The organism is Streptomyces sp. NPDC002680, from assembly GCF_042889145.1.
GTDB classification, from domain to species: Bacteria; Actinomycetota; Actinomycetes; order Streptomycetales; family Streptomycetaceae; genus Streptomyces; species Streptomyces adonidis.
This window is the reverse complement of the sequence record NZ_JBIAQP010000033.1, coordinates 1-14,725: the sequence shown is the minus strand read 5'-3', so window position 1 is coordinate 14,725 and position 14,725 is coordinate 1. Positions and strand designations below refer to the sequence as shown.

Sequence of the window (14,725 nt, the reverse complement as noted above, 5' to 3'; positions counted from 1 at the left end):
CAGGCATACGAATAAGGCGAGTTACAAAGGACTGACCCTGAACTGTGTGAACGTGGCCGCGCCGGCGTGTCCCCCGCCGACGGGCGCGAGCGCGAAGAGCCCGAGCAGGGCGCCGACCCAGCGCCACGGCGTGGCCGCGAACACCGGCCCGGACGACTCCCAGCCGTCCCCGGCCCCGAGGTCGTACGAGAACCGGCAGCGCGCCCCCGCCCCGATCCGGATCCGCAGGCGGACCCGCCCCTCCGGAGCCGGCCTCGGCCGATCGGCGTCCCGCTCGCGCTCGGCGACGGACTCCGCGAACCGGTGGACGAGCCGGACCGTCCCGTCGTCCGCCCGCTCAAGTCCGATCCAGCCGAAGGAGTCCCCCAGCACGGCGAGCCCGGCCCGCGCCCCCGGCTCCTCGCTGTCGAGCCGCAGCTCCACCTCGACCGCGCAGGGGATGCCGGGCAGCCGCTGGGTAAGGACGTTCGGGAGTTTCCGCAGGTCATGAGCGTCGGACCGGCGTACGCAGCTCAGTCGCAGCCCGTCGCCCGAGTGCTGGGTGGCCCAGCCGTCCTGCGGGTTGGCCGTCCACTGCCACTGTCGGCCGTACCGTCCGCCGGGGAAGTCGTCGTCGGTGGCGGGCGCGGCGGGCGGCTGCACGGGCAGATCGGGCTTGCGGTGTACGGCGACGGGGGCACCGGCGTCGCCCATGACGGGCCAGCCGTCCGCACCGTCAGCGCCCCAGCTCATCGGCTGAAGGTGCACGACACGGCCGTACGGGCCGCGCTGCTGGAAGTGGAGGAACCAGTCCTCGCCGGTCGGCGTGCGCACCCAGCCGCCCTGGTGGGGGCCGTTGACGTCGGTGTCCCCCTGCTCCAGGACGATCCGTTCCTCGTACGGCCCGAAGAACTCGCGGGAGCGTAATGCGCCCTGCCAGCCGGTCTCGACTCCCCCGGCGGGCGCCAGGATCCAGAACCAGCCGTCGTGCTTGTAGAGCTTGGGGCCCTCGATGGTGAACCAGCCGGGGATGCGGTCGCCGTCGACGATCACCTTGCCCTCGTCCAGAACTCCCGTGCCCTCGGGGTGCATTCGGTGGCCGGTGAGCCGGTTCTTCACGCCCGACCGGGACTTGGCCCAGGCGTGCACGAGATACGCCTCGCCGGTCTCCTCGTCCCACAGCGGGCAGGCGTCGATGAGCCCCTTGCCCTCCTTGACGAGGTGCGGGAGGGTCCAAGGGCCGCGTATTTCCGGGGAGTTGACCTGGAAGATGCCGTGGTCGGGGTCGCCCCAGAAGATCCAGAAGCGGTCGTCGTGATACCTCAACGAGGGTGCCCAGACACCGCAGTCGTGGCGCGGGACCCTGAACTCGTCCGCCGGTCGCAGGCGTTCGAGGGCATGGCCGACGAGGGTCCAGTTGACGAGGTCGCGGGAGTGCAGGAGGGGCAGGCCCGGCGCCCGGCCGAAGCTGGACGCGGTGAGGTAGAAGTCGTCGCCGACGCGGACGACGTCCGGGTCGGACCAGTCGGCGTTCAGGACCGGGTTGCGGTAGGTCCCGTCGCCGAGATCGGCGCCGGCGATCACAGGCTCACCGCCTTGCGTACGAGGGCCGCGGCCTCGCCCCGGTCGAGCCGCCCGTCGGCGACGACGGTGACGATCCGGCGTACGGCGGTCTCGCCCGGCCCGATCGGCAGCCGGTCGTCGAACGCGAGGGACGAACCGACCCCCGGGTACTCCTCCGCCCGGACGAACCACGGGTCGCGGCGCGTCTGCTCGGTGGCACCGGCGAAGACGAGCGTCCAGGTGGTACCGGCCAGGGCGACCCAGTCGGCGCGGCTGCCGTGGACCGCCGACTCGCCCTCCGTCGAGGCCGTGAAGACGTCGGGGGCCGTGGCCTCCTTCCGTGCCCGCCAGAAGAAGCCGCCGTAGGCCGCTCCCGGACGGCCGTTCGTGGCCGGGCTGCCGATGGAGAGCGGGGCGGCGGTGGTGTTGGTGAGGGAGAAGGTGAAGTCCAACGCCCAGGCCGCGCTGGTCAGTTCGGTGGCGGCGACCGTTCGGCGCTCGCGCAGCAGTTCGGCGCCGCCGACCATCCAGCGCAGTTCCTCGACGAAGCCGTCGGGGTCGCGGAGCTGGTAGGCGATGTGCCGCTGGGTGCCGTGGTTGTCCAGCTCGGTCGGCCCCTGGTCCCGTACATAGGTGCGCCCGCCCCAGAAGTTGTGCCCCTCGACGTCGGGTATGGCGACACCGACGCCGAGGTGGTGGGTGTGGTCGGCGGGGCCGAGTTCGGTGACGGCGGTGCCTGCCAGGGTGGTCACGGGGTGCAGATACGGGCGGGGCGCGTGGCGGAGCGGCAGCTCCGGCCGGCCGGTGTAGCGGCCGACCGGGCGGCCGGCGGCCCGCAAGACCAGCGACTCGTTGGGCATCTGGTTCATCTGGGTCATCAGGTGCTCACCTCTTTGGGGAGCGCCCAGGAGGCGCCCAGCTCGGAGTAGAGGGAGAGGGTGTCGGCGGCTGCGGCGACGAGGCCGTCGATGCCGGGGACCACTCGGCGGCGGACACTCCCGTCCTCGCCGGGCGCGAACTCCCATGCGTCCGCGGGGAGTTCGACCGGGTCGGGGGCCTGCCGGATCGCCTCGACGACCCGCATGAAGGCACCCGTCGCGTCGGGCTCGACGAGCAGTTCGGCGCCCTCGGTGAGGTGGTCGACGAGGTTCTCCAGCAGGTCGGTGCGGTCGTACTCGTACTCCTCCGGGCCGTGTCCCGAGCGCTGGAGGAGGACGCGGTCCTGCTTGTACCAGAAGGTGATCCGGCCGCTGCTGCCGTGCACGAGGACGTACGGGTCGTCCGGGTGTTCGGCGCACAGAGTGGCGGCGACGGTGACCGGGACGCCGTTCGCCGTGCTGACGCGGACGCACGAGGTGTCGTCGGACTCGATGTCGTTGGCGCGCAGCAGCTCGGTCTCGATGCCGGTGACATCCTCGGCGCGGGTGCTGCCGCCGAGGGCGAGGCCGGTGGCGACGGCGTGCGCGAGCGGGTTGGTGAGGGCGCCGTCGATGACGTCCACGCCGTTCAGCCTGCGCTTGCCCGCCCAGGGCGCGCGCCGGTAGTACGCCTCGTCGCGCGCCCATGCGCCGGCCCCGCCGACGCCGGTCACCGTGCCGATGGCACCCTCGGCGATCAGTTCCCGGATCGCGGGCACGGCGCCCGAGCCCAGCGACTGGAACCCGATCTGGCAGACGACCCCGGCCGCCGCGACCCCGTCGGCCATCCGGCGGAACTCGGCGTACGACGGCGCCGGCGGCTTCTCCAGGAGCAGGTGCACGCCCTTGGCGGCGGCGATCAGCGCGAGGTCGGTGTGGGTGGGGATCGGCGTGCAGATGACGGCGATGGCGGCACCGGTGGAGTCGAGGAGCGCACCGAAGTCGGCGGACTGCTCGGGCGTGCCGAGGCCCTCCAGCTCCTCGTCGGTCAGCGGGGTCAGCTCGCAGACGCCTGCCAGCCGTACGAGCCCCTTGTCCTGGAGCCTGCGGATGTTCGCGAGATGCCAGTGGCCGTGCCCGCGCGCTCCCGCGAGGACCACCGGAACCGGCGTCGTCAGGTGTGTCGTGTTCATGTGTGCCTCCCTGCGCCCGCGCCGCGTGCCACCTCTCGGTCGGCCGTGTCGGCGCTGTCGATCTTTGTGTGCAGGGTAGGCGTCCAGCCGACGTCGGCCGTGAGGTCGCGCTCGCTGCCCGAGTTGTAGGCGTTGTAGATGGTCAGAAGATCGACGGGGAAGCCGTTGAAGAGGGTGCCGGTCTGGTGCAGGGCGGTGCCGTTCCAGCTCTTGACCAGGTCGGCGACCTCGACGTGCCCCGGGGCGGTGAAGGCGTTGTTCTCGGCGTACACGGCGGACTCGGTGGAGACGCCGAGCGAGTAGCGGTAGTCGTCGCCGTGGTCGATCAGGTAGCGGTTGTTGTAGACGTGCACCTGGCCGAAGCGGACGCGCGGGGCGCGCTGGGTGACCGAGCGGAACTCGTTGTGGTGCAGGGTGACGCGAAGTTTTCCGCGGTCGCCGACAGCCGCGTCCCCGCTGCCGATGAGCATCGCCTTGTCGTGGTCGGCGAACCGGCTCCAGGAGACGGTGACCAGGTCGGAACCGTTGGTGATGTCCAACAGGCCGTCGTGACGCAGGTAGTTGCGGGCGAAGTGGGTGGGCTCGTCGGCGTCGGCGTGCCCCTTGTCGGAGGCGGTGACGTGGTCGACCCACACATGGGTGGCGCTGTTGAGCCAGATGTTGTCGTACGCCGTCTTCCAGTCGCCCAGGCCACCGGAGTTGGGCTGCCAGACGGGGAAGCAGTCGTAGGCGTCGCGGAGTTCGAGGTTGCGGAGGATCACGTTGTCCGCGTTCTTGACCTGAAGGCTCGCACCCTTGAGAACGGCACCCGAACCGAGCCCGACGATCGTCGTGTTGGACCCGACGGCCAGCACGACCCGCTCGGCCTGCCGGGCGGCAGCCGACTGCCGGGCCTCCTCCTGGACTCCGCTCGGCCTGGCGGAACCCCAGGTGCGGGGGTCGTAGGCGGCGAGGTACTTCCGCAGGCTGTACCCGGAACCGTCCGAGTAGTCCCCGCAGCCCAACTTCCCACCGTCCTCAGCGGTGTTGGCGTCGATGGTCCCCACAACACGGATGATCTTCGGGGTGGCGCTGCCGCCGTCGAGAGCCCGGACGAGTTCACCGCGGCTGCGTACGGTGAAGACGTGCGCGTCGTCGGCGGTCGCACCGCCGGTGGTGCCACCGTCGGCGGCGGCCCAGCCGTCGTTCGTGGGCAGGGTGTCGCGGCCGAGGTCGCGGGCGTCGGCACCGGCGGGCGTACTGAGCACGGCACCCAACAGGCCGACCACGGACGTGACTTGAAGAAGGCGTCTCATCCCTTCACCGCCCCCGCGCTGAAGCCGGTGATCAGCCACTTCTGGATGAAGGCGAAGACGATCACCACGGGTACGGCGGCGATGATGCCGCCCGCCGCGAGGGCGCCCAGATCGACACTGTCCGCGCTCATCAGGGTGTTGAGGCCGACCGGGATGGTCTGCTTGCCCTGGTCGCTGAGGAACATCAGGGCGAACAGGAAGTGGTTCCAGGAGTGCACGAAGGCGAAGGAGCCGACGGCGATCAACCCGGGCCGCAGCAACGGGAGTACGACGACCCGGAACGCGGTGAACCGGTTGCAGCCGTCGACCCAGGCGGCCTCCTCCAGCGAGTACGGCACGTTCTTGATGAACCCGCTGATCAGGATCATCGACAGCGGGAGCTGGAAGACCGTCTCGGCGATGATGACGCTGCCCAGCGAGTTGATCATCTGGAGTTCGGCGAAGATCTGGAACAGCGGCACCAACAGCAGGGCGCCCGGCACGAATTGGGAGCAGAGCAGGGCCAGCATGAAGGCGCGCTTGACCTTGAAGTCGAAGCGGGCGAGGGCGTAGCCGCCGGCGAGGGCGACGAGCGTCGTCATCAGCAGCGTGGCGACGCCGACGAGGATGCTGTTCTGGAAGTACGTGCCGAAGGCCCGCTCGGTCCACACCTTCTCGAAGTGGTCGAGGGTCATCGGCCAGGGCACGAGGGAGGTCGAACCGGCCGGACGCAGCGCGAACAGCAGAATCCAGTAGAAGGGGATGAGGGTGAAGACGAGATAGATGCCGAGGGGGAGGTAGATCTGCCAGCGCGGGGCCTCGTCCCAGGCGCGGCGCCGCTTCCTGTGCGGGCGCGGCGGCTCGGGGATGTCGTCCACGGGCGTGGGCACGATCACGGTGGCTTCCTTGGTGATCACTTGTTCTCCCCTCCGAACTTGCTCAGCCGCAGGTAGACGATCGAGAAGAAGAGCAGGATCACGAACGCGACCGTGGTGAGGGCGGAGGCGTAGCCGAAGTTGTGGGCGTCGACGCTGGTGTTGGCGATGTAGAGCGGGAGGGTCGTGGTCTCGCCGGCCGGTCCACCGCCGGTGAGGGTGTAGAGCAGGTCGACGTTGTTGAACTCCCAGACCGCGCGCAGCAGCGTGGACAGGACGATGGCGTCCTTGAGGTGTGGCAGCGTGATGTGCCAGAACTGCTTGATCCGGCTGGCCCCGTCGACCTCGGCGGCCTCGTACAGATCCTTCGACACGGACTGGAGGTCGGCGAGGATGAGGATCGCGAAGAAGGGCACGCCTCGCCACAGATCGGCGACGATCGCCGCCGGGAACACGGTGGAGGTGTCCGACAGCCAGCTCGTGCCGTACGTCCCGATGCCCGCGTCGGCGAGGTAACGAGTAATGCCTGTCTGGGAGTTGTAGAGCAGCACCCAGATCGCCGACGTCAGTACGCCCGAGACGGCCCAGGGCGAGAAGACCAGCGCGCGGCCGATCGACCGCCCCACGAAGGTCTGGTTGACGATGAGCGCGAGCGCCAGACCGAACATCAGCTGCAGGCCGACCTCGACGACGACCCACTTCCCGCTGAAGATCAGTGTGTCCCAGAACTGGGGGTCGTCGGTGAAGGCGTGCGTGAAGTTGTCGAAACCCGCGAAGCCGTTGCGCCACGGCTTGGTGGGGTTGAAGTTCTGCAGGCTGTAGTAGAAGACGCTGATCACCGGGTAGGCGATGAAGCTCAGCATGAGCAGGGCGGCCGGTGCGATCAGCAGATACGGGAGCCTGCGCGGCGTCGCGGAGGCACGTCGCCGCCGGGGTGGCGCGGGCGGTTTCGCCACGGCTGCGGCTTGGGCCATGACTGTTCTCCGTTCAGTACGTCGTGCGTGCGTCGTGCTTGCGTCGTACGGGAAGCGCTTTCTCCTGGTGCAGGGGTGTGCGGGTGCTACAGGGGCGTGCGAGTGGTGCAAGGCCGTACGAGGTCGTGCGAGGTCGTGCTCTGCTTGCGGTCAGCCCGCGTACGGGTCGTGCACTTTGCCCGGCCGGGCCAGGAACTCGAAGTCGCAGCCGGTGTCAGCCTGCGTGATCTGTTCGTTGTAGAGCGCGCCGTAACCGCGCTCGTACCGCTCGGCAGGCGGCGTCCAATCCGCCCGTCGACGCGCCAACTCGCTGTCGTCCACGTTGAGTTGAAGCGATCGTCCCTCGACGTCGAGGGTGATGGAGTCGCCGGTGCGGACGAGCGCGAGGGGCCCGCCGACATGGGACTCGGGCGCCACGTGGAGCACGCACGTGCCGTAACTGGTCCCGCTCATCCGGGCGTCGGAGATCCGCACCATGTCCCGTACGCCCTGCTTGAGCAGGTGGTCGGGGATGGGCAGCATCCCGTACTCGGGCATGCCAGGACCGCCCTTGGGGCCGGAGCCGCGCAGCACCAGAACGGTGTCGGCGGTGATGCCCAACTCCGGGTCGTTGATGGTGCGTTGCATGGTCCTGTAGTCGTCGAAGACGACCGCGCGCCCGGTGTGCTTGAGCAGGTGCGGCTCGGCGGCGATGTGCTTGATGACGGCACCGTCGGGGCACAGATTGCCGCGCAGAACGGCGACCCCGCCCTCACTGGCGACCGGCTTGTCGCGCGGCCGGATGACCTCGTCGTTGTGCACCTGGGCACCGTCGAGCTGCTCGCGCATGCTGTCGTACGAGACGGTCGGCCGGTCGAGATGCAGCAGATCGGTGATCCGGGAGAGGAATCCGGGCAGGCCACCGGCGAAGTGGAAGTCCTCCATGAGGTACGTCTGTCCGCCCGGCCGTACGTTGGCCAGCACCGGCACGGTCCGCGCGATGCGGTCGAAGTCGTCGAGGGTGAGCCGGACTCCGGCTCGGCCCGCCATGGCGATCAGATGGATCACGGCGTTGGTGGAGCCGCCGAGGCCGAGCACGGTGGTGACCGCGTCGGTGAAGGCGTCGACGGTGAGGATGTCGCTCAACTTCCGGTCCTGGTGGACCAGTTCGACGATCCTGAGGCCGGAGGCGGCGGCCATCCGGTCGTGCCCGGAGTCGACGGCGGGGATGCTGGACGCCCCCGGCACGGTCACCCCGAGTGCCTCGGCGGCGGCGGTGAGCGTGGACGCCGTACCCATGGTCATGCAGTGCCCGGGCGAACGGGCGAGCCCACTCTCCAGCTCCGTCATCTCGCAGTCGCCGATGAGCCCGGCGCGCTTGTCGTCCCAGTACTTCCACATGTCGGTGCCGGAGCCGAGGATCTCGTTGCGCCAGTGCCCCGGAAGCATGGGCCCGGCGGGCACGAAGACGGCGGGTAGGTCGACGGAGGCAGCCCCCATGAGGAGGGCGGGCGTGGACTTGTCGCAGCCGCCCATCAGGACGGCACCGTCGACCGGGTACGAGCGCAGCAGCTCTTCCGTCTCCATGGCGAGGAGGTTGCGGTAGAGCATGGGGGTCGGCTTCTGAAAGGTCTCGCTGAGTGTGGAGACCGGGAACTCCAGGGGGAATCCGCCCGCCTGCCAGACTCCCCGTTTCACGGCCTGCGCCCGGTCACGGAGGTGTACATGACAGGGATTGATGTCCGACCAGGTGTTGAGAATCGCGATGACGGGCTTGCCGAGGTGCTCTTCGGGAAGGTAGCCGAGCTGACGGGTACGGGCCCGATGGCTGAAGGAGCGGAGCCCGTCGGTCCCGTACCACTGATGACTTCTGAGATCCTCGGGCCGCTTCTTGCCCTTCTCCCCGGTCATATGGACCACCCGGAGGCTATGGCGGCGACCTCGGCGCGTTCGTCCTCGGGCAGAGCGCGACTCGGCGGCCGGACATCGCGCCGGCACAGTCCCAGCGAGGCGAGGGCCTCCTTGACGACGGTCACGTTGTTCGCGGAGGCGTTGGCGCCGCGCAACTCCTCGAAGCGGCGGATCTGCTCCCAGACCTTCATGGCGGCCGGGTAGTCGCCGGATCGAAGCGCTTCGATCATGTTCAGCGAAACGGCCGGGGCGACGTTCACCAGCCCGGAGGTGAAGCCGGTGGCGCCGGCGGAGAAGTAGGAGGGGGCGTAGGGCTCGGCGAGCCCGGCGACCCAGACGAAGCGTTCGAGCCCGGCGTCACGGGCGAAGGCGGCGAATCGAGCGGCATCGGGAACGGCGTACTTCACACCGATGACGTTGGGACAGACATCGGCGAGTTCGGCGAGCCGCAGACCGCTGAGCGAGGCGTTACGGATGTAGGGCACAAGCCCGAGTTCGGGCACGGCCTCGGCGATGGCCCGGTGATAGTCGACCCATCCCCCCTCCGAGACATACGGATGGATGGGCTGATGGACCATCACCATCGAGGCGCCGCTGTCGCGGGCGTGCCGGGCGGCGGCCACTGCGGTCGGTACGTCGTGTCCGACGCCGACGAGGATCGCGGCCCGGTCGCCGACCTCGTCGAGGGTCAACTCGGTGACGAGGAACCGCTCTTCGGGGGTGAGGGTGTAGAACTCGCCCGTATTGCCGTTCGGCGTAAGGGTGTTGATGCCTCCGTCGAGCAGCCGGCGCAGCAGGGCCCGGTGGGCGGGCTGGTCGACGGTGCCGTCCTCGGCGAACGGGGTCACCGGGATCGCCACCACGTCGGCCAGGGCCGCACGTTGGGTCTCGAACGCCACGCCGCTCATTCCTGACCGTCCTCTCCCTGGACCTCGGACTCCCCTGCGGGGTAAGCCCGTTGCACGAACGACTCGATATGGGCGTGCAGGGCACGCGCCGCGCCGTCGGCGTCCCCGTCGAGGGCGAGCCGCAGGATCTCCCGGTGCTCGTCGGCCTCCCGCTCCCAGGAGGGGTTGGCGGCCCAGGCGACGGCGGAGACCAGGGCGGCCTGGTCGCGCACCTCGTCGAGCATCCGGCCGAGCAGCGGATTGCCGCACCGGACGTAGAGCGAACGGTGGAACTCCCGGTTGGCCAGGGAGCGTTCGGCGGTGTCGGCGGCCTGATCGGCGCGGGTCAGCGCGTCACGGGCGGCATCGAGCGAGGCTCCCCTCCGCACGGACCGCCTGAGGGCCTCCGGCTCCAGGAGCAGCCGTACGTCGTAGACCTCACGCGCCATGTCCGCGTCCACCATGCGCACCGTGACGCCCTTGTACTGGTTCATCACGACGAGCCCGGTACCGGCCAGCGTCTTGAGCGCCTCGCGCACCGGGGTCTTCGACACCCCGAACTGTGCGGCGAGTTCGGTCTCGACCAGGGCCTGCCCCGGGGTCAACTGCCCGGTGAGGATGCGGTGCTTGATCCCCTCCAGCACGAACTGGGTGCGGGACGGGATCGGCATGGGCACAGAGGTCATGCGCGCCTCTCGAATATCTCACATATCGCGTCTCATATATGACGTACGAAGTACGACGGGTTGAAGGTAGGAGTGGCTGTGTGTTTCGTCAACGCTTCTGACAAAGGAAGTTGACAGAGGGGGCAGGGGAAACAGAGGGAGCCGAGAGGAGAGGGGCGATCAGATGATCTTGGTCGTGCCCTCGTACGCGGTGTCGGTGGGCCCGCCGAAGACGGCTGCGGCGCGCTCGGTCGCGATGTCGGGGGTGAGGGTGGGCCCGACGTGGGTGATGAGCAACGAAGCGGCGCCCTTCGCGTACGCGCCCGCGTCCTCCGGGGTCAGATGCACCTGTTCGCCATCGCGATCGCCATGCCGGTCGATGTCGGCCTCGCACAGGAACAGGTCGGCGCCGCGGGAGAGTTCGGCGAGCGCGTCGCAGGGTCCGGTGTCACCGGAGTACGCGAACACCTTGCCCTGCGACTCGGCGCGCAGCCCGTACGCCTCGGTGCCGTGGGAGACCGCGCGGGTGGTGAGGCGCAGGTTCCAGTGCCGGACGGTGTGGCCGTCGTACAGGGGCCTGAAGTCGAGGATTCCGCTGAGGAACGAGGTGTCGGCCCGCCCGAAGAAGCCGGCGAGGCGGAGGGCGCAGGAACGCGGGGCGTAGACGGGGATGGGCGCGGGCGGGGTGAGCCCGCCGTACGCGAACCCGTACACGGCGGCAAGCAGATCGGCGTTGTGATCGGCGTGGAGGTGGGAGATCCAGATCGCGGTGAGCCGGGCGGGGTCGGTGTGCCGTTGCAACTCCGCGAAGGTTCCGGGCCCGGCGTCAACCCAGATCTCGGCACCGCCGCCGCGCAGCAGGTAGCCGGAGCAGGGGCGTCCTGGCGTGGGGTGGGGGGAGGCGGTGCCGAGGACGGTGAGGCTCAGGGGCATGCGGGGAGCGTACGGGGCGGTGCGGGCGGGCGTACGGGGAATGGAAGGCCGTGCAGGCAGGGGCCGCCGCCCACGCCCCCGCACACGTCACCGCACTCACCTCGCTCCCCGCACACGTCACGCCATTCCCCCGGGACGGCCGGCCTGGTAACCGCCGAGCAGGGGGAGCACGCCGCTCCCGTCCAGCACCGCGACGGCGAACGGCCGGTCGAGGCGCACCGGGACCGTCCGCAGCAGTTGTCCGGGGCCGTCGAAGTGGTTCCGGTCCGCCTGGTTCGCCCAGGGCCGGTCCTCGACCGTGCTACCCGCGGTCCCGGAGGACATGCCCTCCTCGCCGAACCGTACGGCGCAGCTCTGGACGACGCCTTCGCAGTGGACGGGCTCGGAGAACATGCGGGGAAGTTCGGCCGACGCCGAGAAGACGCGTTCCACGCCCAGCGCGGTCAGATGGGGCGTCACATCGATGTCGCCGGACATCCGGAGACGTGGCAGCTCCAGAAGCACCGCCTCGGGGCGTCCCCCGGCCCGACTCCCACGGAGCGCCTTCCCGTGAGCGGCCGGGGCCCATGCCGCCGCCAGCACCTGCGCGGGCGGGACCTGCCGGTTCTCGCCCAGTGCGAAACGCACCCTGACGGGTCCCGCGGCGGGCACCGCTCCCCCGCCCGCCGCACGGGCCCGCAGTTCGACCACCATGACCCGGCCGCCCGGCCGTACGAGGGTCCAGGCGTCCTCGACCGGCACTTCCGCGACCATGGCGGGCACGGGGTGGGCCACTCCCCCCGCATCGGTGAACAGGAGTTCTCGTGTGAAGGACGGCTCGAAGGGCTGCTCCCACTCGGCCGCCAGCGCGACCGTGCCGACAAGCAGGGCACAGCGCGCGGGATCGGCACACCGCGCCACCCGGCCGAGCGGGGTGTCCGTGCCGTGCGCCCACCGGTGGAGCCCACTCGGGCCGTCGGAGCCGGGCCGCCCGACCGTGATGCCGTACGGGCGGGTGAATTCCGGCCGCGCCGGAACCTGGCTCAGCACCCGCGCCGCGGTCACGAACACGCCGTCGCGACCGAGTTCGCGGACCACTGTGTCCTGCGCGCCGACCGGGCCGACGACTCCGCGCAGTTCGTCGCGTGTGGCCCCGTCCGCGCAGGCCGCCAAGGCCGTCAGTGCCAGCCACAGAGCGGCGGGCGAGCAGATCACATCACGTCCGCCGTGGGTCGCCGGATCGTCGAAGAGCGACTCCAGCCACAGCTCGGCCAGCGCGGAGACCGTCCGCGTGCCGTCGCTCTCCACTTGCACCATCGCCCCACTCCGTTCCCCTGCGGACAACCGGTGCGATCCGGGCCAGTGGCCGAAATACCGCCTGTGATCCATAATTTGGGCCACGTTGAGCCATTACGGCAAGGGGGGACGTTCCATGGAACCGAGAGCAATAGCGGTAGCTGCGCAGGAAGTTGAACTCGGCACTCTCGGGGGTCTGGTGGAGAACGACCCCAAGCGTCGCGAATGGGCGGCGATCGTTCCCCTGTCGCTCGTCGGCCTGGGCGCGTTCGCCTTCGGCATCGCGATCGCCGTCGAGAACCAGCGCCAGGACGGCACTTGGTACTTCGGACTGCCCATGCTGGCGGTGGCGGCGCTCGCGCTGGGGCTCGCCTGCTGGTTCCTGCTGCGTGCCAGGCCGCCGAAGACCTGGGTCGCCTGGTACGAGGACGGCGTCGTGCGTCAAGTCGCCGACCTGGAGCCCGAGGCGTACGGCTGGGACGAGATCGACATGGTCGCCAGGCAGGACATCAAGGTGGTCAAGCAGTTCGGCAGCTATATGCAGTACCGGCTGCTGGTGATACCGGAGGCCGGTGGCCTGATCGTCGTGGACAACACGTACCCCGGCGTCCTCGCGTTCGTCGAGGGACTGACCGACGCCTTCAGCAACTCGCGGGTGAGGAAGGACGCGGCCCGGCTCAACGCGGGTGAGCGCGTGGACTTCGGTGGCCTCGTCGACATCAACACGGGAGGCGTCGGGAAGGACGGTCGGCGGCTCGGCTGGCGCGAGGTCGAGCGGATCGACGTGAAGCACGGCGGCCTGCAGATCCACCGGCGTGGCGACCCGAAACCCTGGATGGTGCTGCCCGCGGTCGGCTTCCCCAACCTGCTGGTCTTCCTCACTCTCTTCGACGCGCTGCAGAGCCAGGACGGCGCATGACATACGCACCCCGTCCGTTCCGTTTCCAAGGCACCTGCTTCTAAGGCACCTGCCCGATCCCTCCCCCCACCCCTTAGCCCCACGATGACCAGGCATGACGACTCGAACCTGGTCCGTTGTCCGTGTCCTGCGCGACCGCGACGCCGGCCTGTATCTCGCCGGAGTCGTGGTCTCCGGCTTCGGTACGTCGGCGCTGTGGCTGGCGTCCGGCATCTGGGTCAAGGACCTCACCGGCTCGGACGGCCTGGCCGCGCTCTGTCTGTTCGCGATGTGGGCACCGAGCCTGGCGGGCCCGCTCCTCGGCACGCTCGCCGACCGTACCCGTCGCAAACCACTCCTGATCTGGACGAACCTGACCCTGGCGGCCCTCCTGCTGACCCTGTTCGCGGTCGACTCCGCGGACCGCCTGTGGATCCTCTTCTCCGTCCTGCTGGTGTACGGCACGGCGGGCGTCGTCCATGACGCGGCCGAGGCGGCGCTGGTCGCCACGGTGGTCGACAAGTCGCTGCTGGGTGACTTCAACGGTCTGCGCATTACGGCGAACGAAGGCATGAAACTGGTCGCCCCGCTGGCCGGCGCGGGCCTCTACGCGGCGTACGGCGGCCCGAGCGTGGCCCTCCTGGACGCGGTCACGTTCGTCCTGGCCGCCGTCCTGTGCGCCTGTCTGCGCGTCCGCGAGACCGCCCCTCGGACCACAGGAACCGGTTCAGGCACCGGCACCACCGAGGGCGCCCGCTTCCTGTGGCGGCACGACCACCTGCGCCCGCTCGTCCTGGCGGGCGGCACGACGATGCTCCTGTCGGGCCTGAGCTCCGCCACCCTCTACGCCGTCATCGAGGGGCTCGGCCACTCCCCCGCGTACGCCGGTCCGCTGTACGTCCTCCAGGGCGTCGGCTCGGTCACGGTCGGTCTGGCCTCGGGCCCGCTGCTGCGGCGCCTCGGGGAGCGCCGGTTCGCCGCGTACGGGATCGCCCTGACGGCCACCGCCACGGCACTGCGGGCGGTCCCGGCCGACCCCGCGGTCCTCGCGTCGGCCGTCGCCAACGGGTTCGGCCTGCCCTGCGTCCTGATCGCGGCCCTCACCGCCGTACAGCGCGAGACCCCGCAGGAGCTGCTCGGCCGTACGGCGGCGACCGCCAACACCCTGATGTTCGCGCCGACGGCGATCGGTCTGGCCGTGGGCGCGGCGCTGGTCGAACAGGTCGACCACCGAGCGCTGTTGCCGACGCTGGGCCTGGCCCTACTCCTGACCGCGGCACCTCTGTTCCGACCTGCCCCAGCCAACCAGAAATCACAGGACCGACCCGCACCCTCCAGCCCGTCCGGCGCTTGAGGACAAGGCCCGTTCAGGCCGACCATCCCACCCCCCCCCCGCCCCCCCCCCCCCCGCCCGCGCGTGGGGGGCGGGGGGGGGGGGGCGCCCCCCCCCCCCCCCCCGGCC

At 70.2% G+C, this 14,725-nt stretch carries 13 protein-coding genes; 2 read left to right on the top strand and 11 right to left on the bottom strand.

Annotated elements, in window-relative coordinates:
* Positions 1–21: 21 nt before the first annotated feature.
* The 11 genes from ACFYXF_RS49855 to ACFYXF_RS49805 form a co-directional block, all read right to left on the bottom strand.
* Positions 22–1,563 carry a glycoside hydrolase 43 family protein gene (locus ACFYXF_RS49855; protein WP_389360691.1) on the bottom strand — a complete coding sequence of 514 codons (1,542 nt, stop codon included), beginning with the start codon at positions 1,561–1,563 and terminating at the stop codon, positions 22–24.
* On the bottom strand, positions 1,560–2,411 hold the full coding sequence (locus ACFYXF_RS49850) for a PmoA family protein (RefSeq protein ID WP_389360791.1): 852 nt from the start codon (positions 2,409–2,411) through the stop codon (positions 1,560–1,562). Before ACFYXF_RS49850 ends, ACFYXF_RS49855 begins: the two co-directional genes overlap by 4 nt.
* A gap of 8 nt (positions 2,412–2,419) precedes the next feature.
* Complete coding sequence (locus tag ACFYXF_RS49845) at positions 2,420–3,592, bottom strand: Gfo/Idh/MocA family protein (RefSeq protein WP_389360689.1); 1,173 nt, start codon at positions 3,590–3,592, stop codon at positions 2,420–2,422.
* Positions 3,589–4,887, bottom strand: coding sequence for a polysaccharide lyase family 1 protein (locus ACFYXF_RS49840; RefSeq protein WP_389360687.1), 1,299 nt, complete (start codon positions 4,885–4,887; stop codon positions 3,589–3,591). The genes ACFYXF_RS49845 and ACFYXF_RS49840 overlap by 4 nt, the downstream gene beginning before the upstream one ends.
* Positions 4,884–5,783, bottom strand: coding sequence for a carbohydrate ABC transporter permease (locus tag ACFYXF_RS49835; protein WP_389360685.1), 900 nt, complete (start codon positions 5,781–5,783; stop codon positions 4,884–4,886). The genes ACFYXF_RS49840 and ACFYXF_RS49835 overlap by 4 nt, the downstream gene beginning before the upstream one ends.
* Positions 5,780–6,715, bottom strand: a complete 936-nt coding sequence (locus ACFYXF_RS49830; protein ID WP_389360683.1) for a carbohydrate ABC transporter permease — start codon at positions 6,713–6,715, stop codon at positions 5,780–5,782. Before ACFYXF_RS49830 ends, ACFYXF_RS49835 begins: the two co-directional genes overlap by 4 nt.
* Before the next feature lie 150 nt (positions 6,716–6,865).
* Entirely contained in the window at positions 6,866–8,605 is a 1,740-nt protein-coding gene (araD, locus tag ACFYXF_RS49825) for an L-arabinonate dehydratase (RefSeq protein ID WP_389360681.1), read from the bottom strand.
* A complete protein-coding gene (locus ACFYXF_RS49820) occupies positions 8,602–9,513 on the bottom strand; it encodes a dihydrodipicolinate synthase family protein (RefSeq protein ID WP_389360679.1) in 912 nt (303 codons plus the stop codon). The genes araD and ACFYXF_RS49820 overlap by 4 nt, the downstream gene beginning before the upstream one ends.
* On the bottom strand, positions 9,510–10,178 hold the full coding sequence (locus ACFYXF_RS49815) for a GntR family transcriptional regulator (RefSeq protein ID WP_389360677.1): 669 nt from the start codon (positions 10,176–10,178) through the stop codon (positions 9,510–9,512). Before ACFYXF_RS49815 ends, ACFYXF_RS49820 begins: the two co-directional genes overlap by 4 nt.
* Before the next feature lie 159 nt (positions 10,179–10,337).
* Positions 10,338–11,090 carry an MBL fold metallo-hydrolase gene (locus ACFYXF_RS49810; RefSeq protein WP_389360675.1) on the bottom strand — a complete coding sequence of 251 codons (753 nt, stop codon included), beginning with the start codon at positions 11,088–11,090 and terminating at the stop codon, positions 10,338–10,340.
* A 117-nt stretch (positions 11,091–11,207) separates the two neighbouring features.
* Positions 11,208–12,386, bottom strand: coding sequence for a serpin family protein (locus ACFYXF_RS49805; RefSeq protein ID WP_389360673.1), 1,179 nt, complete (start codon positions 12,384–12,386; stop codon positions 11,208–11,210).
* A gap of 115 nt (positions 12,387–12,501) precedes the next feature.
* Here ACFYXF_RS49805 and ACFYXF_RS49800 point away from each other — a divergent pair, with 115 nt between their 5' ends.
* Both ACFYXF_RS49800 and ACFYXF_RS49795 read left to right on the top strand, forming a co-directional pair.
* Positions 12,502–13,284: a DUF6585 family protein gene (locus ACFYXF_RS49800; protein ID WP_389360671.1), complete on the top strand. Its 783-nt coding sequence runs from the start codon at positions 12,502–12,504 to the stop codon at positions 13,282–13,284.
* 94 nt (positions 13,285–13,378) lie between these two features.
* Positions 13,379–14,617 (top strand): MFS transporter, encoded by a 1,239-nt coding sequence (locus ACFYXF_RS49795; RefSeq protein ID WP_389360669.1) that lies wholly within the window; start codon positions 13,379–13,381, stop codon positions 14,615–14,617.
* The last annotated feature ends 108 nt before the right edge of the window (positions 14,618–14,725 follow it).